This window comes from Brevibacterium sp. ZH18, assembly GCF_022748595.1.
Taxonomy (GTDB): domain Bacteria; phylum Actinomycetota; class Actinomycetes; order Actinomycetales; family Brevibacteriaceae; genus Brevibacterium.
Genome location: NZ_JALDSX010000018.1, coordinates 1 through 22120 on the forward strand (window position 1 = coordinate 1; position 22120 = coordinate 22120).

Sequence of the window (22120 nt, forward strand, 5' to 3'; positions counted from 1 at the left end):
TTGGGATTCCGTAACCGGAGCAACTACCTCATCCGATCACTGCTCCACGCTGGCGGAATGAGTAGGCTCCTACAGCCCTATTTATGAAGAGCCCGTAATGCGCATCCACGCGTGGATCAGTTCGCGCATCGCCCGCAGACCCACCTCGGTGATGGCGGCGGGAATGATCGCTGACGCACCTGCACAGTACTGGCGCCGGGTCGCTGGGCTCGCCATGATCACCTTCATTGCAGTCGTCGGCGGCGCTGGCACGGCGATGATGCAGGGAGATCAGGGCGAGATGAGTGCTGAGGAGAAGGCCGTCATGGGCCCGTTCCAGTACACGGCCGATGACATCTTCACGGGACTGATCCTGACGCTGGCGATCGCGTTCGTCTTCATCATCATCTCCGCGACGATCAACCAGGCTGCGGACATCCTCGACCGCACCTCGACCTACCGGGAGCTGCATTCGGCGGGCATGACGCAGTCGATGATGCACCGGGTCACCGTCAACGCTGTCATGTCACCCATCATCCTTGTCACACTCGTCTCCCTGGTGCTGGGCGGAATGCTCGCCGCGCTGATGGCCTCGGCCGGCGACCTCGGTGATCCGATGACCATCGCCGTCGTCGCATCGGTGCTGGTGGGCGGCATCGCCATGGTGTGGGTGGGGCTCCAGTTCACCCGCCCGCTGGTGCGTCGCGTCACCGTGGTGACCGCCTCGGTGTGAAATCGGGTTCTCGGGCCCAGCGCGTGGGACGCCCACGTGCTGGGCCCGATGGCATTCCTCACCATTCTCACGTCAGTGGTCCTGGGTATCGTCGTCATCAGATCGGGACCGCCGCTGGCGGGACTGCAACGGGCGCCCTTCGTGCGGGGTCCGACGTGAGCGTCTGCTCACAGTCGGATTCCCTCGCCGAGGCGGGTCCGGGTTCGACGGCATCTGCGTCGTTTCGATCCGGGTACAGTTGGAGGGCGTTCAAGGCTGGTCCTGACGCTTGACGGAGCGGGCCCGACCGGGCTCGGCGAGTCAGTCAGGGTGCGAGGAAGAGGAAGACAAGTGAGCAACAATCAGGGGTTTGACGGGCTGAGGACCCCGCCGCAGGACGTCGAGGCGGAGCAGAGCGTCCTTGGTGCGATGCTTCTGTCCAAGGATGCGATCGCCGACTGCGTCGAGTCCATGGCCGGTGACGACTTCTACAAACCTGCTCACGAGACCATCTACGAGGCTGTCCTCGATCTGTACTCGCGGGGTGAACCAGCGGACTCCGTGACCGTAGCCAACTACCTCACGAAGACCGGTGACCTGTCGCGGGTCGGCGGCGCGGCCTATCTGCACACACTGATCTCCTCTGTTCCGACGGCCGCGAATGCCGGCTACTATGCTGCGATCGTGCGCGAGCAGGCGGTCCTGCGTCGCCTCGTCGAGGCCGGCACCCGCATCGTGCAGATGGGCTATGACGCGGAGGGTGACACCGACGAGGTCGTCAACTCGGCGCAGGCGGAGATCTATCAGGTCACCGAGCGCCACACCACTGAGGATTATGTGATCCTCTCCGACATCCTCGGCGAGGTCGCCCAGGAGATCGAGCGCAACGGCGACACCGATGGCATGACTGCCGGTGTGCCGACCGGATTCACCGAATTCGACCAGCTCACCAACGGTCTCCATCCGGGCACGATGATCGTCATCGCGGCTCGTCCCGGTGTCGGCAAGTCCACCTTGGCGTTGGACTTCATGCGCTCAGCGGCGATCCACCACGGTCAGGCCGCTGTGTTCTTCTCCTTGGAGATGGGAAAGAACGAACTCGTCATGCGTCTGCTGTCGGCGGAATCCGAGATTCCTCTGCAGAACCTTCGCCGCGGCGAGCTGAGTCCCCACGACTGGACGACTCTGGCCGCCACGGAGGCCCGCATCAACGATGCGCCGCTCTACGTCGACGATTCGCCGAACATGGCTCTGACCGAGATCCGTGCGAAGTGCCGCCGTCTCAAGCAGCAGCACGATCTGAAGATGGTGTGCGTCGACTACCTGCAGCTGATGAGCTCAGGCAAACGCGTCGAATCACGCCAGCAGGAGGTCTCGGAGTTCTCCCGTTCGCTCAAGCTGTTGGCCAAAGAGCTCGAAGTCCCGGTCATCGCGCTCTCGCAGCTCAACCGTGGCAGTGAGCAGAGAACGGACAAGCGGCCGATGATCTCCGACCTGCGTGAGTCCGGTTCGATTGAGCAGGATGCCGACATGGTTCTGCTCATCCACCGTGACGATATGTACGACAAAGAGCACGAGCGCGCCGGAGAGGCCGACATCATCGTCGCCAAGCACCGTGCCGGTCCGACCGCTGACATCTCCGTGGCATTCCAGGGCGCGAAGTCCCGGTTCGTCAACATGCCGCAATAGGGGTGCACCTGTTGTAGAGATGTGATTTGCTCGTCCACAGCGCCGAATGTGGTGCTGACGTCGCCGCCTGCCTAGACCGATAGTCCATTTTGGAGGAGGCAGTACCTCGCCTTCAGTTCTCAGCCGCGCCGAGTCTGTGGAGTCGACCAGCCCCGAGCCATTGCTTCGCGTTGAACTCGGTGAACGTGGACACGTACTCGAAGCCGAGTCGCCGTGCGAGAGCGATGGACGCCGCATTCGCGGTCTGCGTGACGACGAGAACTGTCTGATCCCGAAGCTGCGTGGCCGCGGTTCGCAGGAGCAGAGATGCTGCTTCACTCGCCAGTCCCTGTCCCCATGACTGGCGTCGCAGCAGGTAGGACAGCTCCAACTCCTCGGCGTTCGGTTCGACATGACCGGGGCGATGGGCAGGACGCCGTTCGAGCATGAGTGTGCCGAGCAGTGCCCCTGTCGACTGCTCAACGATGACGAAAGCTCCAGGGTCCTCGGTGACAGATGTGATTCCGCGGGTCTCGATGTGCGCGCGCAGCTGTTCAGCCGATACCGGGCCACCGAGGTAGCGGCGAACTTCGGCGTCTGCAGACATCTCGACATAGGCGTCGAGATCCTCGGGCATCGCTTTTCGCAGGAGTATCCGCTCGGATTGGGCACGGGTGAAGGGCAGCGCGAGTGTGGCCATGTGCCTACTGTGCCCTTATCGCGTCGATGCAGTCCACATGAGCGCCTGTGCACACGATCTGTGAATAAGTGGCACAAAACGCAGTAGTGGTGCGTAATATCGCAGATATGGACACGACGCCCAACGACCTTCTGGTGCTGCTCACCGTCTCCCGGTCGGCCAAGTTCACGACGGCAGCGGCGACCCTCGGACTCAACCACACGACTATCTCGCGCCGAATCGCGGCCTTGGAGAAGGCTCTCGGCGGACGCGTTCTGTCGCGGGCGGCCGGCGGCTGGGAGCTCACCGAATTGGGTGCGGAGGCCGTGCGGGTGGCCGAACAGGTCGAAGATGCGGTGCACCGCCTCGGCGACTCTGGCCGTGCCCCGGACCCGATCACCGGAGTGGTCCGGATGACGGCCACCGACGGTTTCAGTGCCTATGTGGCCGCGCCCGCCGTGACCAAACTGCGGCGTCAGCACCCCGGGTTGAGCGTGGAGATCGTGACCGTCACGCGTCAGGCTCTGCAGCAGCGTTCGGGCTTGGATATCGAAGTCGTTGTGGGTGAACCTCAAGTCCATCGCGCGGAGGCATTCAAGCTCGGTGACTACGAACTGGGAATGTACGCCTCAGAGGACTATCTGGCCGAGCACGGAACTCCGACCACGGTCGAGGAGATCGTCGAACATCGTCTGGTGTACTTCGTGGATTCCATGCTTCAAGTCGACGACCTCGACGCTCCGCGCCGATTGGTCCCGACGATGAAGGACGGACTGTCGTCGACCAATGTGTTCATTCACGTGGAAGCCACCCGTGCTGGTGCGGGAATCGGCTTCCTGCCCTGTTTCATGGGTGACCTGCATTCCGACCTGGTTCGGCTGCTCCCGGAGTCCCTGTCCGAGAGGCTGCCCTACTGGATGGTGCTGCGGCCCGATTCGATGCGCCGCCCCGCCGTCGCTGCTGTCGTCCAGGCCCTGCGTGACCAGACGGTCGCTCATAAAAAGGCTCTGTTGGGTCAGCGTGGTACTCAACCAGTGTCGTCGCGTTCATAGACAGGACGAACGTATCGCTCACTGACGATCCGACCTCGGAGCGCACGTACGATCAGCGTGATCTCTCGGGTCAACCCCAGATGCTGTGGAGCTCGTATCTTCACAGGTCCATGGCAAAGACGACGTGGACCGGCGATGCGTGGCGCAGTGTTCGATCGAGTTTCATGCCGACCTTCTCAGCCACGCGCTGGGAGGCTCTGTTGTCCCGGTGGATGATCGAGACCAAATGGGATGCCAGTGAATGCGAACTGGCGTATTCGCGACAGGCAACGGCCGCCTCGGTGGCATAGCCGAACTTCTGAGCCGAGGACTTCACGTGGTATCCGAGCTCCAGGGTAGGCGTGTCATCGACCGTCTGCCAGGTCAGGCCGCAGTCGCCGAGGAAGTCACCATCGTGAGTCGTGATGATCCAGAGTCCATGACCGTGGTCGGCGTAGCTGCGCAGATTCCAGTCGATCCAACCAGCGGCCTCAGGCCGGTCCTTGGGACGCGGGTAGTACTCCATGACTTGGGGATCGCCGAGGAGGTTCGCCATATCGTCGAGATCATCCGGTGACATCTCACGAAATCTCAGGCGGGGTGTCGCGTTGGGAAGCATGGGAGTCAGACTACGCTTCAACTGCACCACTAGGCTGGACTCAACCGACGAAGGGAACTCGATGAAACGCACTGCGCAGGTCAGCGACAGCATGATCATCAATGTCGATGCGGACACTCTGTGGGCGCAGGTGGCCGATCCGACACAGATGCCTCGTTGGAGTCCTGAGAACATTGGCGCTCACACTCCTGCGGAGTCCCGCCCTCTGCAGGTGGGCGAAGTCTTCGAGGGCAGCAACCATCGTAGCCGGGCACAGTGGGTCACCGAGTGTGTCGTCACCGCCTCCGAGCCGGGCCGGCGATTTGCCTTCCAGGTGCGCAGGATCGGAGCGGGATCGCCTGTGATCAGCGCAGACATCGCCACCTGGGTCTACGATTTCGAGGACGTTGGCGGGCGCACTCGCATCACCGAAACCTGGAACGACGACCGCTCAGCTTGGCCCGACTGGGTCGCGGCAATCATCGACCGTGTGCTCACCGGCGGCAGCAGCTTCGCAGATTTCCAGCGACGCAACATCCACTGGACTCTGACCACGATGAAGGACGAGTTCGAACTGACGAGCTGAATAGGACTCTGGGAAGCCGCAATGGAGAGGCGTGAGGCAATCAAAGTCGTGCTCAATCGGTGAGCACGATTCCACCCGAGAGTACAGAATTGCGAGAAACACGAAAGGATGGACACTATGGAACTCAACGACCTGCTCGAAGCGCTCAACGCCGGCGAGACGATCGACGGCGGTTCGCCGCTGCACGAGGTGATGCACCGCAGCAGCCAGGAAGCGCTGCGCATCACCGCAGAACTCAACGGTCGCTACCACGAGCCCGCCGAGGTCAGGGAGCTCCTGACTCAGCTGACGGGCCGACAAGTGGCCGAGACGGTGACGATGTTCCCACCCTTCCACACTGACTTCGGGAAGAACACCAGACTGGGTGAGAGGGTCTTCATCAATTCCGGATGCAGCTTCCAAGACCAGGGCGGGATCACGATCGGCGACGACAGCCTCATCGGTCACAACACCGTCATGGCGACGCTCAATCACGACATCGCACCTGATCGTCGGGCCGATATGCACCCTGCGCCCATCACCATCGGCCGCAACGTCTGGATCGGTTCGAACGTGACCGTCCTCGCCGGGGTAACGATCGGTGATGACTCCGTGGTCGCGGCCGCTTCAGTCGTGACCAAAGACGTCCCGGCAGGATCGATCGTCGTCGGCTCGCCAGCGCGCGTGGTGCGGTCGGTCACTGACCACTGACCACTGACCACTGACCACTGACCACTGACCACTGACCGCTGACCGCTGACCGCTGATCACTGACTCTGCAGGCTCGCGGCGTATGGTGCCGGCTCCAAGAGGGGCTGAGCCCGGTGGTGTTTCTGTCGCGATGCTGGTGGATTACCTGGCCGCGACTCCTGGACCCAGCGGAAGCCCGATCAGGTACCACGCGATGAACAGAACGAGCCAGACGATCAGATTCACCAGTGCAATCGGCAGCACAAGCGACATGAGCGTGCCGACGCCGGCGTTCGGTCGATGCTGTCGGATGAAGCCCAGGGCGAGCACGAAGTAGGGGCTCATCGGTGTGAGGCTGTTGGTGGGCGCGTCCGCGATGCGGAACATGGCCTGAGTCGTCTCGGGCTGGATGTCGAGCAGCATGAGCATGGGAACCAGGACCGGTGCCACGAACGCATACATGGCCGATCCTGAGGTCAGAACCAGATTGAGACAGCTGATGAAGAGAACCGCGGCGACGAAGACGACGATCGGTGACGCACCCAAGCGATCGAGGGCTCCGGCTCCTTCGATGGCGATGACCTGACCGATGTTCGTCCACTTGAAATAGGCGAGGAACTGGGACGCGGCGAAGAACAGGACGATCACCGGTACCAATGCTGCGACTCCTGGTGCCATCAGATCTGGGATGTCGCTGAACTTCTTGATCGACCCGTGGATGACGCCGTAGACGATTCCGACGATGGCGAAGAACAGCATCATGATGACGGCGATGTTATTCATTAGCGGCGAATCGAGGACGCTGCCGTTCTCTCCACGCAGGGGCGAACCGGCAGGAAGGACAGCCAGCACGAGCAGGGCGAAGAAGACGAGGGTTGCGATGCCGGCGCCGACCATTCCGCGTCGCTCCGACTGCTGAAGCTTCATGTCCGGCAGCGGTTCGGCGTCGATCGACGGTTCGGCTGCTTCGAGCGCCGCCACTCGCTTTGCGACGACCAGTTCGACGACCATGGTGATCGACAGTGCCAGCACAATGGACGAGGAGGCGGAGAAGTAGTAGTTCGACAACGGATTGACTGAGTAGCTGGGGTCGATCGTGTGCGCAGCGGCAGTCGACAGTCCGGCGAAGACCGCATCGGACCCGGTGGGGATCAGACCGATACTGCTCGCTCCGCCCACAGACACGTAGGCGACGACTGCGCCGATGATCGGGCTGCGTCCCACAGCACGGTAGGCGATCATGGCCAGCGGGATCATCACGGCGAACGCCGCATCACCGGCGACTTGAGCGGCCATGGCTGTGATCGCGATCGTGAACGTGACATAGCGTGGATTGACCTGGGACAGCATTCCACGCATCAGCGAGGGCAGCAGGCCGGTGGCGTCGGCGATGGACACGCCCAAAGCCACGACGACGATGAGACCCAGCGGCGGGAAGTTCACGAAGTTCTCGATCGCGTCGTTGAGCATCATCTGCACGCCGTCGACGGAGAGGAGGCTCTTGACCGCAACAGTCTTACCGTCGGTGGGATTGACCGATGAGAGCCCAATACGGGAGAACACCGCACTGAGCAGTGCGACGACGACCGCGAGACCAACGAAGATCCAGAAGGGATGCGGAAGTTTGTTCCCTGCCCGGTCGACGGCCTCAAGGACCTTCAGCACTCCGGCTGAAAAACGGCCTTGCTTCTGCGGTTTCGTCGGCGTGACAGTCGACATGATGCTCTCCTGTATGAGTCTTGGTGTTGAGAAATCAAAGACGGTAGCTGCTCAGATGCGGGTGTCAGACGTGAGTGCTCAGGCCCGTGCTGCTGGCTGAGCCGTAGTACATGTCGCCGCTGTTGTATGCCGCTATGCCGGCACCCACAGCCGGGACGACGATGATTCCGCCCATTCCACCTCGTTCGGCAATCCGGTCCAATACCTGCCCGGTGGCAGTCGCGGGATCCTCACCGGCGAGATCAACGCGTGCGTGGACACTGTGCGCTGCCACCTCGGTGATAAACACCTCTCCAGTGCCGGTGCACGAGACGGCGACGGTCTGATCGTTGGCGAAGGTGCCGCCGCCCACCAGCGGTGTGTCTCCGATGCGCCCTGGCTCCTGATTGACGATTCCGCCGGTGGACGTAGCCGCAGCCACATGGCCTGAAGCATCACGGGCAACAGCGCCCACGGTGCCGTGCTGGAATACGGGATTCGGCGCCTTCTGGAAGTTCTCGAGCTCTACGCGGCGTTTGTCGGTGATGAAGTAGTCCTGCTCAGCAGTTTCGACTCCCCACGTGGCCAACTGACTATCTGTGGGTGCCCCGAACAGCACATGCTCGGACTGGTCCATGACTGCGCGGGCGCCGGTGACCGGATTTCTTACTGTGGTCACGCCGGTGACTGCGCCGGAGTTTCCTGCCCCGTCCATGATCGAAGCATCGAGTTCCGCGGTGCCCGCCGAAGTCAGCGCCGCCCCGTGGCCAGCGTTGAAATTCGGCGCGTCCTCAAGCTCACGCACGGCAGCGACCACGGCGTCGACGGCGGTGCCACCGTTCTTCAACACCGAATGTCCGGCTGTGATCACCGTGTGCAGAGCAGCGTGCGCGCTGTCGATATCTTCCTGAGTCAACGGAGTGGACCGATGGCCAGCTCCTCCGTGGACGATGAGAAGCGGCTCGGCTCCCTCGCCGAACGACTCTACGATGGTTTCAGGCATTCAGGGTCTCCCTCGGTAGTTCTGAGCGAAGTCAGCTTGTCATAACTGTCCCATTTCTGCAATATACGTCACACTTGGAATGAATATTTCATTAAATCGAGGAGTCGGAATTGTCTACGGTTGCCGAGAGCATCACGTCCAGGCTCGAAATGCTCAGCCCCGCAGAGAGGCGGATCGCGCGTGCCCTGTTGGCCGACTATCCGAGCGCGGGTTTGGAGACGACGGCTTCCCTGGCGGCTGTGGCCAATTCGAGTTCGGCGACGGTGATGCGCTTCTGCGCCCATCTGGGCTTCGACAGCTTCATCGACATGCAGAGTCAGCTGCGTTCCGAACTCACTAAACGCAACGCGAGCCCGTTGGCGCGAGCGGTAGAGGAGACGGCCCGGGACGAGGAGCCGAGTGGATTCAGGGCAGGAGGGGCAGATCGCGCTCGGCTGATCACCCAGACATTCCAACGAGCCCCGCAATCAGAGGTCGACCACCTCGTCGATCTGCTTGCCACAACCTCGAACAGGGTCGTCGTTGCCGGTGGCCACTACAGCGGCCTGGTCGGCCGGCTGACTCAGCTTCAACTGGCCAAGGTGAGATCGGGCGTCGTCTTCCTGGAAGATCCCCAGGGGCGGGATCTGCCGTATGTGGCTGACCTGCGCAGACGGGATCTCCTGTTGGTGTTCGACGTGCGTCGCTATCAGCAGCCGCTGTTCGAAGCTGCGAGCGTGGCTAAGAAGCGTTCCGCCTCGGTCGCGCTCATCACCGATCAATGGCTCTCACCGATTGCCGGCATTGCCGACATCGTTCTTCAGGCCGACGTCGATGTCACGTTCTTCGACAGTCAGGTCGGCTGTCTGGCTCTCGCCGAGGCGGTCGTTCATCAGGCAGCAACCCGGATCGATGGCGCGGTGGATCGTCTGCGCGACCTGGAAGCACTTCGGCAGGCGGGCGACAGCAGGTCCTGACGCGGCGGTCTGACGAGGCGGTCTGACGAGGCGGAGCCAGGCCTACTTTTTGCCCAGCCGCGACAGTGCCGCGACGACCTGCGCCTTGGTGGCCAGTTCGAGGGTGGGGTCGATGACCGGAGCGAAGTTCGGTGCGTGGTTGGCAGGGATGTCCGAGTTGATGGTTCCCGCCTTCTCTGCCTCCCGGTATCTGTCCGCATCAGCGCATCCCACCATCCAGTACACGTAGGGGACGCCGAAGGCATCGGGAATCTCACTGAAGTCCTCCGATGCAGTGGCCGGGCTGGCCGGCTGGACGACTCCGTCGTCGAAATAGTCAGCGAACGCTGTCGTGACCGCCTCATTCGCTTCCGCGTCGTTGTCTGTCAGCGGGAACTGATCGTAGTACTCGAACGTCGGCTCCTTCGGGGATCCCGCGGCCTCGCACTCGCCTCTGACGATCCGTTCGATCGAGGCGATGATCCGGTCACGGACACCCATGTTGTAGGTGCGCAGGTTAAGTAGGAGCTCGGCCCGATCCGGGATGATGTTCGACTTCGACCCCGAGTTCGAGGCACCGACCGTGACGACGGCGAACTCGCCGGGGTCGGTCTCACGGGAGACGATCGTCTGCAGACGCAGGACGATCGACGCGGCGAGCACCACGGGGTCGACGGACAGGTGCGGCATCGAACCGTGGGCTCCGCGCCCATGCACCGTGATCTTCACAGAGTCGCCCGCCGAGAGCACCGGTCCGGCTTTCGTGTTGACCGTTCCCGTCGGCAGCGGCATGACGTGCTGAGCGAACGCGATCTCGGGCTTGGGCACCTTCGACGTCAGACCATCGTCGATCTCGCCTTGGCACCGGCGGCGTTCTCCTCTGAGGGTTGGAACAGCGCGATGTAGGTCCCCGACCAGGAGTCCCGGTTGTCATTCATGAGCCGGACTGCGCCCAACAGGGCGACGATGTGCATGTCGTGGCCGCAAGCGTGCATGACCCCGTCGACGGTCGAGGAGTAGTCGAGACCGGTGTCCTCAGTGACAGGGAGGGCGTCGATATCCGCCCGGGCGAGAACGGTCGGACCGTCCCCGTTCTCAAGGACCGCCACGAGACCGGTCTCCGAGACGCGCGTGGCCTTGAGGCCCATCTCCTTCAGTTCCGATTCGATGCGGTCCGCGGTCTTATGCTCCGCGAGACCGAGCTCGGGCTCGCGATGGAAGTCCTTGTAGAGATCGCGCTGCCAGTCCAGCTGGGAATCGATCTCGTTCAGGAACTTGATGTCAGTCATCACATCTCCTCATCGTCGACGGCGGATCGGAACAGTCCGGTCCCTTTTGCCACGGTAGCAGGGCCCGGCCAATGCGTCCTGCGTACTCAGACGAACCTCAGTCCTCTGCGATTGAGGCTATCGTGACCGCTCTATCGTGAGGGGGGAGTGTGTCTGAGACAGTCAGGATGCGAGGAGCCCGAGCGACACCAGGTCATTGCGCAGTGCCGTGGCATCAGTGAAGACCACGCCGATGAAGCCGAGTCTCTTCGCCGCGTCGATGTTCGTCGGCAGGTCGTCGACGAAGACCGTCTGCCGGGGATCGAGGTCGAAGCGCTCGCTGAGGACACGGAATATCGCAGGGTTGGGTTTGACGAGGCCTTCCCGCCCGGACACCACGACGTCCTCGAGCTCATCGATCGCCGGTGCAACCTTTGGTGCGTGGTGGAAGGTCTCCGCCGACCAGTTCGAAAGCCCCAGAAGTCTGATGTCCGCAGCCTTGAGCTCACCGACGAGCTGGGCCATCCCCTCGATCGGACCGGTCAGCGACAGGTCGAAGCGGTCGTAGTAGGCAGCGATGATCTCGCCGTGACGGGGATCGTTCTGCGAGGCCCGAGCGATGATGTCTTTGACCGGCACCCCACGGTCGGATTCGGTGTTCAGGGAAGCGAAATCCGCCTCGGCGGCGAACTGAATCCATTCCTCCCGGCTCATCCGATCGGCGAGTGGACCTGTCTGATCCCAGCCGATGAGGACGTTTCCCAGGTCGAAGACGACCGTGGTGGGAGGCATATCGTCGTGGGTCTGGGTCATTGCGGCACCGCCTGGAGAGAAGAATCGATCCTGGCTTCCCACACTACAGACTGTTCGACTGCACCAGACCCGACGAGTGGTGTGACTCCGTCAGAGGCCGAGAAGTCCGGGAAGACAGGGAAGACCGAGAAGTCCGAGAAGCTGGCCGAGTCCCGAGAAACCGTCTGTGAATGCCGAAAAGCGTGTGGTCTCGCTCGGAGCAGGTGAGAACACAAGCTCCAAGCGTGAACACACGCTTTTGGTGTAACTAAATGCAACTTCGTTCCCGACAGGTGCTCGCTATTGACGAATCAATCGCGATCCGGCCGAGTCCGGAGAGTTACGGAAGTCTCAGAGGGGGCGAACGCTGGTGGCCTGGAGGCCCTTGGAACCCATTTCCGAGTCGAACTCTACGTTCTGACCTTCGGTGAGTTCGCGGTAGCCGGTCGATTCGATGGCAGAGAAGTGGGTGAAGACATCTGCTGAACCATCGTCAGGCTGGATGAATCCGAAACCTTTTTCTGCGTTGAACCATTTCACGGTACCTGTAGCCATAATCTTTGTATCCTTATTTTAAACTGGTGATCGGCGAAGCGATCTGGATGGTCGAACCCCATTGTGGAGTCCGGCTGTTCACACCTTCGGAGACTCGAGGCGATCGACGATGTCGACTGCTCGGTCACTTGCCAGTGTGACTTCTCGGCGGATGATCCATGCAGAGTGCACGGGTCCGACGAAAAATTTTGGTGAGACCGGTGTCCCGGAAATCGATCTGAAGTGAGGAATCCTGATCTCAGGCGAAAGCTGGGAAGTACGGTCTCGATAACGCACCCGATGGTGCTGGACGGAAGCCGAAGAACGGCTGAACTGAAAATTTATGAGAGGCACGGACGGTAGACACGCGCCAACTTGTCAACAACACGGTGATCAGCGAATCTACCTACGCTTACATCTCCATGCGTTCCGCACAGTTTCGTACGGGAACAACTCAACTCTAACAGAGGTTTCGACGCTTCGGTGCCAGGAGTTTCGCATATTTTCCCTGACCGGACCGGATGCCGGTTGGATTCCACTCACAGAACGGCAGGATCTGTTGTCCCGTGGGCGTTGTCGAATCCGCGTGACGAACCGGGATTCCGCAGCATGCCACCCCGATTTCGACCCTTGAGCGGCCCGACTGCGGCCTACACTGACATCGTGTCGATTCCCGAGCTCCTGCCGTTCCTCCTCGGCATCGCCGTCATCGTTGGTATCGCCGTGCTCGTGCTCCGGTTCGCCGAGGTGGGGCTCGGGTGGCTGCCGGTCGTCGCGATCGTGCGTGCGCTCATCCAACTCGCGCTCGTCGCCCTTCTGCTGCAGGGTGCGCTGAGTGCCTGGTGGAGCGTCGCCGTATTCGTGGCCCTCATGCTCACCACCGCTTCGGTGACCTCGTTGCGCAGGGCCCGCGAACTCTCGCGCGGCCCGATCGCAGCCGTGGCGGCCGTCATCATCGGGGCGATCGTGACGATCACCATCGTCCTGGTCTTCGGCCTCGTCGATCGGGAGTTCGAACGCGTCATCGCTGTGGCGGGCATCGTCATCGGCAACTGCATGACGATCGCCACTCTGTCGATGCGGAAGTTCGCCGCCAATCTGCGCAGCGGCACGGGCGAGGTCGAAGGATGGCTGTCATTGGGCGCCCGACCTCGACAGGCCGTGGCGCGCCTGCGGCAGGATTCGATCCGCGAAGCTCTCCTGCCCAATCTCGACCAGACGAAGAACACGGGCCTCGTGACTCTGCCCGGTGCGTTCGTCGGCGCCCTGTTCGGAGGTGCGTCCCCACTCGAGGCTGCGCAGTTCCAGATCGTCGTCCTCGCTGCACTCCTTCTGGCGGGCGCCATCACCGCCGTGGTGGGAACGCAGATCGCCGCGGGTGCCACCAGACTGCCGGTCCCCGAATAGCCGCGGCGCTCCTCCTCTGCGTCGGCGATGTATCGACACAGGCTTCCCCCGAGCTGGCGCGAGAGCCGACACGGGAGATGAATTGTGTGCCCCTGTCCAGAGAGTGTTCATGGTCAGGGCCTAGACTGCCCGGATGTCTACGATCGAAATCACCAAAGACAACTTCGAAACGACCATCAACGACAGCTCCATCCTGCTGCTCGACTTCTGGGCCGACTGGTGCGGGCCGTGCAAGCAGTTCGCCCCTGTGTATGAAGAGGCCTCCGAGCAGTACTCGGACGTGGTCTTCGGCAAGGTCGATACCGAAGCTCAGCAGGAGCTCGCGGGTCTCTTCGCGATCTCCTCGATCCCGACTCTTGTGGCCTTCCGCGAGGGGATCGTCGTCTTCGCCCAGCCCGGTGCCCTCGCCGCACCTCAGCTCGAGCAGGTCATCACCGCAGTCAAGGGCCTCGACATGGACGAAGTCCGTGCTGAACTGGCGAAGCAGGAAGCCGGCGTCGACGCAGAGGCACCTGCCGACGCAGAAGCGTCCGTTCAGTCCGAGGCGTCCGCCGAGTCTGAGATCGACTCCGCGCGGTGACCACCTCGGGTGAGGTTCCGTCTCACGACCAGGTTGCCTCCCCGGACCACGCTTCGTTTCACGACCAAGCTGCCTCTCGCGACCAGTCCGCGTCTCACGCCCAGGCCGCGGCGACAGGAGTCCCTGACTCCGTCGCGGCCTGGGAGGAGCGCTACGCCGGCAGCGACGCGATCTGGTCGGGGAACCCGAACGCAGCGCTCGTCGCCACGGTCGAAGGACTCATCCCGGGTCGCGTCCTTGACGTCGGCTGCGGTGAGGGCGCCGATGTCGTCTGTCTGGCCCAGCACGGCTGGGATGCGACGGGAATCGACCTGTCGCAGACCGCCATCGACCGTGCCCGCGCAGTCGCAGCAGAGCGGGGCGTCACCGCGATCTTCGAGACAGCAGATGTCTCGTCGTGGAATCCGTCAGCCGACGATCCTCGCCGAGGCGGCTATGACCTCGTCGTCGGATGCTTCCTCCACACCCGGTTGCCCGATACTCGCGCGGAACTCGTCAGCAGGGTCGCGACCCAGGTCGGACCCGGCGGACGACTCCTCCTCATCTCCCACGCGGCCATGCCGCCGTGGGCTGCCGGCCACGATGACGAGCTGGGCCACGGCCTGTCCCATCATCACGAACCGGTCAGCCCGGAAAGCGACTTCGCCCTGCTGCAGAAGGCAGATCTGGGGGACTGGGCGATCGAAGTCGGGGAGAACCGCACCCGTCAGGTCGAAGACTCCGACGGTCTGCCCGCCGAACTCGACGACAGCGTACTCTTGGCCGTCCGCCCGGACGGCTGAAATTTCGGCGCAGAAGCTGTCCACTGACCTGGGAATTCGCTATGATTGAGCCATGGCGCGGTTCAGTCCTCTAGAGTGGCCGGTTCTCCGGCAGTTCCGCTCGTCCGATACTTCCGGACGCGGCGAGTCAGTGGTGTCTCAGAAAACTCGAGAGACCACCGCGCGCACCACCACAGCAGACAAGGTCGTGCAGTCGGTCTGCCCATATTGTGCCGTGGGCTGCGGCCAGAAGATCTTCGTCAAGGACGACAAGGTCATTCAGATCGAAGGCGACCCGGATTCGCCGATCTCACGCGGACGCCTGTGCCCCAAGGGCGCGGCCAGCGAACAGCTCGTCAACGCCAACGGACGCATCACGGATGTCCTCTACCGTGCGCCGAAGGCCAAGGACTGGCAGAAGATCGAACTGAATACGGCGATCGACATGGTCGCCGATCGCTTCATCGAAGCCCGCCGCAACCACTGGGAGGACTTCGACGACAAGGGGCACCCCCTGCGTCGCACGATGGGGATCGCCAGCCTCGGCGGGGCGACCATCGACAACGAGGAGAACTACCTCGCGAAGAAGCTCTACACCGCGGCCGGGGCGATACAGATCGAGAACCAGGCGCGTATTTGACACTCCGCCACGGTTCCCAGTTTGGGAACCTCGTTCGGGCGAGGCGGCGCCACACAACCCGTCCAGGATATGGCGAATGCCGACTGCATCATCATCCAGGGCTCCAACATGGCCGAGTGCCATCCAGTGGGCTTCCAGTGGGTGACCGAGGCCAAGGCCCGGGGTGCACGCGTCATCCACGTCGATCCTCGCTTCACGCGCACTACCGCGATTGCCGATAAGCACGTCCCGATCAGGGCGGGCTCGGACATCGTGCTTCTGGGCGCGCTCATCAACCGTGTCCTCTCCGAAGGCCTGCACTTCGACGAGTACGTCCGTGCCTACACGAACGCGACGAACCTCATCAGTGAGAACTATGAGGACACGGAGGACCTGGACGGACTGTTCTCCGGATTCGATCCCGAGACGAACTCGTACGACAACTCGACCTGGTCCTACCAGACCGACGAATCGGGGGTTGCGTTCACCGACCCGACGCTGAGCGACCCGCGGTCGGTGTTCCAGATCCTCAAGCGCCACTACTCCCGCTACACCCCGGAGATGGTGGCCGAGAACTGCGGCATCAAGCCCGCCGACTTCGAATATCTGGTCGAATCGGTGACGCAGAACTCCGGACGCGAACGCACAACCTGCTTCGCCTACGCAGTCGGCTGGACCCAGCACTCCCTGGGCGCCCAGTTCATCCGTACCGCCTCGATCCTCCAACTGCTGCTGGGCAACATGGGTCGCCCCGGCGGCGGCATCATGGCACTGCGCGGGCACGCCACGATCCAGGGCTCGACCGACATTCCGACCCTGTTCAACCTGCTGCCCGGCTACCTGCCGATGCCCAGCGCCGGGGTTCACGAGACCTTCGAAGACTACGTTGCCGCCGTCGGCACGCCGGAGACCCACAAGGGCTTCTGGGCCAACGGCCGCAGTTATGCCACCAACCTGCTCAAGGCCTGGTGGGGCGACGCTGCGACGAAGGAGAACAACTTCGCCTACGACTATCTGCCGAAGATCAACGGTGCCCACGGCACCTATCAGACGCAGGTGCGCATGCTCAACGACGGCGTCGACGGCTACTTCCTGCTGGGCCAGAACCCGGCCGTGGGTTCGGCGAACGGCCGGATGCAGCGGATGGCGATGAGCCACCTCAAGTGGATGGTCGTCCGCGACTTCCGCCTCATCGAATCCGCCACCTGGTGGAAGGATGGCCCGGAGATCGCCACCGGAGAGCTTAAGACCGAGGACATCGAGACCGAGATGTTTTTCATGCCCGCCGCCAACCACACGGAGAAGGCAGGCACATTCACTCAGACGCAGCGCCTCGTACAGTGGCGACACAAGGCCGTCAACGCTCCAGGCGACGCGCAGAGCGAACTCGACTTCTTCTTCGAACTCGGCCGGCGTGTGCGCGAGAAGCTGAAGGACTCCGATGACCCTCGTGATCGTCCGCTGCTCGACATGACCTGGGACTACCCGGTCGATGATGAGGGCGAAGTCGACGCTGAGGCTGTGCTCGCCGAGATCAACGGCTACTACGTCGGCGGCGAGAAGGACGGCCAGCCTCTCGACAACTTCAACCAGATGACAGACGACGGCACCACCGCCGGCGGCTGCTGGATCTACGCAGGCATCTACGCCGGCGGCGAGAACATGGCCGCGAGGCGCAAGCCGCGCAGCGAGCAGGACGAGACCGCTGCCGAATGGGCGTGGGCCTGGCCGGCGAACCGTCGCATCCTATACAACCGAGCCTCGGCGGCACCGGACGGCACACCTTGGTCGGAGCGCAAGAAATTCGTCTGGTGGGACGAGGAAGCCGGCAAGTGGACGGGCAAAGACGTGCCCGACTTCCCGATCGACCGAGCACCCTCGGCTCGCTCGAATCAGGCGCACGGTGGTCCCGCGAACCTCGACGGCGATGATCCTTTCATCATGCAGGCCGACGGCAAGGGCTGGTTGTTCGCCCCCAGCGGCATGGTCGACGGACCGATGCCCACGCACTACGAGCCGCAGGAATCGACGGTGAAGAACCCGCTCTACGACCAGCAGAGCTCACCGACCCGCCTGGTCATGCGACGCGAGGACAACCTGTCCGCGCCCGGTGCCGGCAACCCCGGTTCCGAGGTCTACCCGTACGTGTTCACGACCTACCGCCTGACCGAACACCACACCGCGGGCGGCATGTCGCGCTGGCTGCCGTACCTCTCGGAGCTGCAGCCGGAGATGTTCTGCGAGATCTCGCCGGAGCTCGCCGCCGAGGTGGGCCTTGAGCCCTACGGTTGGGCGACCTTGGTCTCCCCGCGCGCTGCCATCGAGGCCCGCGTGCTCGTGACGAAGAGGATGACGCCGCTGACGATCGGCGGGAAGACCATCCACCAGATCGGTCTGCCCTATCACTGGGGCGTCGGCGGCGACGCCACGGTCGAGGGTGACTCCGCGAACGACCTGCTGGGTGTGACGATGGATCCCAACGTATTCATCCAGAACAGCAAGTACGTGGCTGGAACGATCATGCCGGGCAGGCGTCCGCGCGGGCCTGAGCTTGTCGACTTCGTCGAGAAGTACCAGCGTGAAGCCGGACTGAGTCCAGAGTCGGGCAACCAGCTCGTGACGGTCTCCGATGAGGTGGTCGCCGAGTCCCACGCCGCGGAGTCGCAGGCCAGCAAGGGTGGACATCCGCATAGGGGCGGAGATTCGGCCGTCGGTGTCACCCCCGGGCGCACCTTCGGTGACGAAGCGACCGACAGTGCCGACGATCGCTCGGGTCGTGTCGATCTTCGACCCACCGATTCCATCGATGAGAACAGTACCGAGACCGTGGGCGCGAATCGTGCGGACGACGGGGACCCGACCAATGGGGACCCGGACCGCGGCTACATCGGCAAGGATGCTGACAGTGCTCAGAAGGGCAACCTCGGCGAGGGCGCACGTGACTTCAGTGGCCGGAATGACGAGGCTGCTGACACGAATACGGTGGACAATAGAGGAAACGAGGAGGAGGACTGATGTCAGCATCGACCCTCGACAGTGACGCCGTTGCGGACGGGCACTGGCACGATTCAGGCCACAATCGCAAGGGATTCTTCACCGATACGTCCATCTGCATCGGCTGCAAAGCCTGTGAGGTCGCGTGCAAGGAGTGGAACAACAACCCGCAGGACGGGACCTTCGAACTCCTCGGCTCTTCCTACGACAACACGGGCAGCCTCGGCGCGAACACCTGGCGCCACGTTGCCTTCATCGAGCAGGACACCGAGCGGATTGAAGCCGCCCGCGAATCCGGACGGAAGCTCGTCAACCTCGGAATGCCTGCGATCCGACCGCGCCCGGACGAGAGCGCCGGAGCACAGCCGCTCGGCGGAGCTCTGGGTGCGGCGGCATCCGGTTCCACGGGGATTGCCGCCGATGGGAACGGTCTGCCCTCGACTCCTCCGATGGGAATCGACCTCCTGGCTCCGGGCACCTTGGACCCGAGCAGCCCCGAGGACATCGCCAAACTCGACACGACTCCGCCCGATACTGCGGACTTCCGCTGGCTCATGTCCTCGGACGTGTGCAAGCACTGCACCCATGCGGGCTGCCTCGACGTCTGTCCCACCGGCGCCCTGTTCCGCACCGAATTCGATACGGTCGTCGTCCAGAACGATGTCTGCAACGGCTGCGGCACCTGCGTGGCCGGCTGCCCGTTCGGGGTCATCGAACGCCGCGACGACGGCACCATCAACACCCCGACCGATCGTGACCGCAAGGCCGCGGACATGGATGTGCCGAACAAGAACACGGCCAACAAGTGCACGCTCTGCTACGACCGCCTCGTCGAAGGTCAGGAACCGGCGTGCGCGCAGACCTGCCCGACCGAATCGATCAAATTCGGCGACCGCGACGACATGGTCGACAAGGCCCACGCCCGCATCGCCCAGCTCCATTCGCAGGGACTGACCGAGGCTCGCCTCTACGGTGCCAACCCGAACGACGGAGTCGGCGGCACAGGATCGGTTTTCCTTATCCTCGATGAACCCGAGGTCTACGGCCTGCCGCCAGATCCGCGCGTTGCGACGAAGGACCTGCCGCAGATGTATGCCAAAGCCGGCATGGCCGCACTCGGAATGGTCGCTGCTGCCGGTCTCGCGTTCCTCGGGAGCAGACGTTGAGCACATCCGAATACGATTCCTACCGTCCACCGGAGCTGGAAAGCGGACGCCGCAAACGTCGCCGAGGCGGTCGTGGCGGTACCGGCGGACGTGGCGCCGGCCGCGGTGGTCCGGGTGGTCAGGGGTGGAAGAACCGTGGATCCGACGGCAACCGCGAGATGCCGATGGTCGAAGACGTTGAGTTCACCTCCTACTATGGTCGGCCCATCGTCAAGGCCCCGCCATGGGGTGATGAGATCTCGCTCTACCTGTTTCTCGGCGGGCTGGCCGGAGGCTCGAGTCTGTTGGGACTCGGCGCTCAGTTCAGTGATCGTCCCGGTCTGCGCATCGCCACTCGATTCACGGCGATCACCGCGACCGGCATTGGGGGAGCGGCACTCGTGGCCGACCTCGGCCGACCCGAGCGCTTCCTCAACATGATGCGTGTCTTCAAAGTCAGTTCGCCGATGAGCATGGGCACCTGGATTCTGTCCGGCTTCGGGGTCGGCTCGGGAATCCTGGCCGCGATCGAGGTTGACCGCCTGACCGGCGAGAAGCTGCTGCCTCTGGGCCCGCTGCGGGCAGTGCTGCACGCTTTCGAGACCCCTGCCGCGCTCGAATCAGCTCTCTTCGCGACACCGTTGGCCGCCTATACGGGAGCACTCCTGGGCGATACGGCGGTTCCCACCTGGAATGCCGCGGGTCGCAACGGCCTCTCCTACGTATTCGTGTCCTCGGCTGCAGTGGCTGCTGGGGGAGCTGCGATGGCTCTGGTCTCGGTGCGTGAGGCCGGACCGGCGCGACTGTTCGCGCTCGGCGGTGCTGCCGGTGAGATGATCGCGATGGATCAGATGAAGAAGCGCATGCATCCGGCCGAGGTGGATCCGATGGAAGAGGGCGAACCCGGCCACAAGCTCCACCGCGCGGAGAAGCTGCTCATCGCTGGTGCGATCGGCACGGCTGTCGCCGAGGTGGGGGCGCGAGTCTTCGCGAAGAAGCTTGGCGGCGGCTGGAAGACTCGAACAGCTCTGCGTGCACTTTCCGTCGTGTCAGGTGCGGCACTTGCGGCCGCTTCGGCGTATACCCGCTTCGGAGTCCTCGAAGCCGGTATCGAATCGACGAAGGACCCACGTCACGTGGTCGAACCGCAGCACGCGCGCCTCGCGGAGCGCCGCGCCCGCGGCATCGTTGACGACTCGATCACGACCGGGGTGTAAGAGGCAGCTCGGCGGGTATGGGGCAACGAGATGTTCTCGTGGTGGCAGACATTGCTCGCGGCGCCCGTCGTGGGATTCTTCTACTGGAATTTCTTGAGCGGATTCAGACGCTTCGCCAACGAGGACGTCACGCCGTCCAAGTTCCGCGAGTGACCTGACTCAGTGCGTGGTCAGGCGCGGTGACGCTCTTACCGCACGTGCACGCCCGAACCCACGACGATCTCGCCGATGATCGGCTGTCCCGGGATCTCACCGACGATGAGCAGGCCGCCGGACGTCTGAGCGTCCGCGAGGAGGAACAGATCGTCTTCGGTCACAGAATCGTCGGCGGTCAAGCTAGGGCGCACCCAGTCGAGATTGCGACGAGTTCCGCCTGAGACGTAACCGGCAGCGATCGACTCATCGACGCCGCCGAGGCGAGGCACCGCAGCCGCGTCGACGACCGCTCCGACGCCTGAAGCACGGCACATCTTGAACAGGTGCCCGAGCAGCCCGAAGCCGGTGACATCCGTGGCCGCCCGTACGCCTGCGGCCAGCGCGGCACGTGCAGCATCACGGTTGAGTTCGGTCATCGTCGCGACCGCCTCGGCGAAGTATTCACCGGTCTGCTTGTGTCGGTTGTTGAGGATTCCCACACCGATCGGCTTCGTCAACGTCAACGGCAGGCCCACCTCGGCGGCGTCATTGCGCATGAGCTCATCGGGATGGGCGATGCCGGTCACCGCCATGCCGTACTTAGGCTCGGGATCGTCGATCGAATGCCCACCAGCGACGGGACAGTTGGCCTGGGCCGCGACGTCAAGGCCACCGCGCAGCACCTCGGTCAGCAGCTCCATCGGCAGTTTCTCCCGCGGCCAACCGACGAGGTTGATCGCCGTGATCGGGGTCCCGCCCATCGCATAGATGTCGGAGAGCGCGTTCGCAGCCGCGATCCGCCCCCAGTCATAAGCGTCGTCCACGACCGGAGTGAAGAAGTCAGCGGTCGAGAGCACCGCGAGATCATCGCGGACCCGCACGGCAGAGGCATCATCCCCGTCGTCGAGACCGACGAGGACATCGGGGCCGGACTGACCGGTCAGCCCCTTGACGGCCTCCTCGAGTTCGCCCGGCGGGATCTTGCAGGCACAGCCTCCGCCGTGGGCGAATGATGTCAGACGTTCCTCAGTGGCAGTCATACCGTGAGACTAACACCGAGGTGAGACCTGAGCCATAACTGGTCATTCGACCTCAACCGCGCGCCTTCAA

At 63.2% G+C, this 22120-nt stretch carries 20 protein-coding genes and 1 pseudogene; 12 read left to right on the forward strand and 9 right to left on the reverse strand.

The genetic code is table 11. The features are described 5' to 3' along the window. The first annotated feature begins 97 nt into the window (after nt 1-97). Together MPN20_RS08600 and dnaB are read left to right on the forward strand one after the other, a co-directional pair. Nucleotides 98-712 carry a hypothetical protein gene (locus tag MPN20_RS08600; protein WP_242781188.1) on the forward strand — a complete coding sequence of 205 codons (615 nt, stop codon included), beginning with the start codon at nt 98-100 and terminating at the stop codon, nt 710-712. A 330-nt stretch (nt 713-1042) separates the two neighbouring features. Continuing rightward, complete coding sequence (gene dnaB, locus MPN20_RS08605; protein ID WP_242781190.1) at nt 1043-2380, forward strand: replicative DNA helicase; 1338 nt, start codon at nt 1043-1045, stop codon at nt 2378-2380. A gap of 112 nt (nt 2381-2492) precedes the next feature. Here the strand turns inward: dnaB and MPN20_RS08610 are convergent, their stop codons facing one another. Then, nucleotides 2493-3059 (reverse strand): GNAT family N-acetyltransferase, encoded by a 567-nt coding sequence (locus MPN20_RS08610; RefSeq protein WP_242781192.1) that lies wholly within the window; start codon nt 3057-3059, stop codon nt 2493-2495. Between the two features lie 107 nt (nt 3060-3166). Here MPN20_RS08610 and MPN20_RS08615 point away from each other — a divergent pair, with 107 nt between their 5' ends. After that, entirely contained in the window at nt 3167-4090 is a 924-nt protein-coding gene (locus tag MPN20_RS08615) for a LysR family transcriptional regulator (RefSeq protein ID WP_242781194.1), read from the forward strand. 100 nt (nt 4091-4190) lie between these two features. Here the strand turns inward: MPN20_RS08615 and MPN20_RS08620 are convergent, their stop codons facing one another. Continuing rightward, nucleotides 4191-4688, reverse strand: a complete 498-nt coding sequence (locus MPN20_RS08620; protein ID WP_278189775.1) for a GNAT family N-acetyltransferase — start codon at nt 4686-4688, stop codon at nt 4191-4193. 61 nt (nt 4689-4749) lie between these two features. Here MPN20_RS08620 and MPN20_RS08625 point away from each other — a divergent pair, with 61 nt between their 5' ends. Together MPN20_RS08625 and MPN20_RS08630 are read left to right on the forward strand one after the other, a co-directional pair. Then, nucleotides 4750-5253 (forward strand): SRPBCC family protein, encoded by a 504-nt coding sequence (locus MPN20_RS08625; protein WP_242781198.1) that lies wholly within the window; start codon nt 4750-4752, stop codon nt 5251-5253. A gap of 117 nt (nt 5254-5370) precedes the next feature. Beyond that, nucleotides 5371-5943, forward strand: coding sequence for a sugar O-acetyltransferase (locus MPN20_RS08630; protein ID WP_242781200.1), 573 nt, complete (start codon nt 5371-5373; stop codon nt 5941-5943). A gap of 141 nt (nt 5944-6084) precedes the next feature. Here the strand turns inward: MPN20_RS08630 and MPN20_RS08635 are convergent, their stop codons facing one another. Next, nucleotides 6085-7641 (reverse strand): AbgT family transporter, encoded by a 1557-nt coding sequence (locus MPN20_RS08635; RefSeq protein ID WP_242781202.1) that lies wholly within the window; start codon nt 7639-7641, stop codon nt 6085-6087. Between the two features lie 64 nt (nt 7642-7705). Beyond that, the gene (locus MPN20_RS08640; RefSeq protein WP_242781210.1) at nt 7706-8623 is read right to left on the reverse strand and encodes an isoaspartyl peptidase/L-asparaginase; all 918 of its coding nucleotides are present in this window, start codon (nt 8621-8623) and stop codon (nt 7706-7708) included. 110 nt (nt 8624-8733) lie between these two features. Here MPN20_RS08640 and MPN20_RS08645 point away from each other — a divergent pair, with 110 nt between their 5' ends. Next, nucleotides 8734-9579 (forward strand): MurR/RpiR family transcriptional regulator, encoded by an 846-nt coding sequence (locus MPN20_RS08645; RefSeq protein ID WP_242781212.1) that lies wholly within the window; start codon nt 8734-8736, stop codon nt 9577-9579. A gap of 42 nt (nt 9580-9621) precedes the next feature. Here MPN20_RS08645 and MPN20_RS17505 read toward each other — a convergent pair whose 3' ends face one another. The 4 genes from MPN20_RS17505 to MPN20_RS08660 all read right to left on the reverse strand — a co-directional run bounded on the left by MPN20_RS17505 (nt 9622) and on the right by MPN20_RS08660 (nt 12173). After that, nucleotides 9622-10386, reverse strand: coding sequence for a peptidase dimerization domain-containing protein (locus tag MPN20_RS17505; protein ID WP_347566811.1), 765 nt, complete (start codon nt 10384-10386; stop codon nt 9622-9624). An 8-nt stretch (nt 10387-10394) separates the two neighbouring features. Further along, on the reverse strand, nt 10395-10847 hold the full coding sequence (locus MPN20_RS17510; RefSeq protein WP_347566812.1) for a M20/M25/M40 family metallo-hydrolase: 453 nt from the start codon (nt 10845-10847) through the stop codon (nt 10395-10397). 162 nt (nt 10848-11009) lie between these two features. Then, nucleotides 11010-11639, reverse strand: coding sequence for an HAD family phosphatase (locus MPN20_RS08655; RefSeq protein ID WP_242781214.1), 630 nt, complete (start codon nt 11637-11639; stop codon nt 11010-11012). A gap of 330 nt (nt 11640-11969) precedes the next feature. Then, nucleotides 11970-12173 (reverse strand): cold-shock protein, encoded by a 204-nt coding sequence (locus tag MPN20_RS08660; RefSeq protein ID WP_242781216.1) that lies wholly within the window; start codon nt 12171-12173, stop codon nt 11970-11972. A 642-nt stretch (nt 12174-12815) separates the two neighbouring features. Between MPN20_RS08660 and MPN20_RS08665 the strand changes: the two genes are divergently transcribed. From MPN20_RS08665 to nrfD, 6 genes and pseudogenes are all read left to right on the forward strand, one after another. Beyond that, a complete protein-coding gene (locus MPN20_RS08665; RefSeq protein WP_242781218.1) occupies nt 12816-13559 on the forward strand; it encodes an ABC transporter permease in 744 nt (247 codons plus the stop codon). 133 nt (nt 13560-13692) lie between these two features. Next, entirely contained in the window at nt 13693-14139 is a 447-nt protein-coding gene (locus MPN20_RS08670; protein WP_242781220.1) for a thioredoxin family protein, read from the forward strand. Beyond that, a complete protein-coding gene (locus tag MPN20_RS08675) occupies nt 14136-14921 on the forward strand; it encodes a class I SAM-dependent methyltransferase (RefSeq protein WP_242781222.1) in 786 nt (261 codons plus the stop codon). The genes MPN20_RS08670 and MPN20_RS08675 overlap by 4 nt, the downstream gene beginning before the upstream one ends. 52 nt (nt 14922-14973) lie before the next feature. Continuing rightward, nucleotides 14974-18141 (forward strand): annotated as a pseudogene (fdnG, locus tag MPN20_RS08680) (formate dehydrogenase-N subunit alpha); the annotation flags it as partial. A 392-nt stretch (nt 18142-18533) separates the two neighbouring features. After that, a complete protein-coding gene (locus tag MPN20_RS08685) occupies nt 18534-19679 on the forward strand; it encodes a 4Fe-4S dicluster domain-containing protein (protein ID WP_242781224.1) in 1146 nt (381 codons plus the stop codon). Continuing rightward, nucleotides 19676-20875, forward strand: a complete 1200-nt coding sequence (gene nrfD / locus MPN20_RS08690) for an NrfD/PsrC family molybdoenzyme membrane anchor subunit (protein ID WP_242781228.1) — start codon at nt 19676-19678, stop codon at nt 20873-20875. The genes MPN20_RS08685 and nrfD overlap by 4 nt, the downstream gene beginning before the upstream one ends. Nucleotides 20876-21063: 188 nt before the next feature. On the opposite strand, the gene selD is transcribed toward nrfD, so the two are convergent. Next, nucleotides 21064-22050 (reverse strand): selenide, water dikinase SelD, encoded by a 987-nt coding sequence (gene selD / locus MPN20_RS08695; RefSeq protein WP_242781229.1) that lies wholly within the window; start codon nt 22048-22050, stop codon nt 21064-21066. Nucleotides 22051-22120 lie beyond the last annotated feature (70 nt).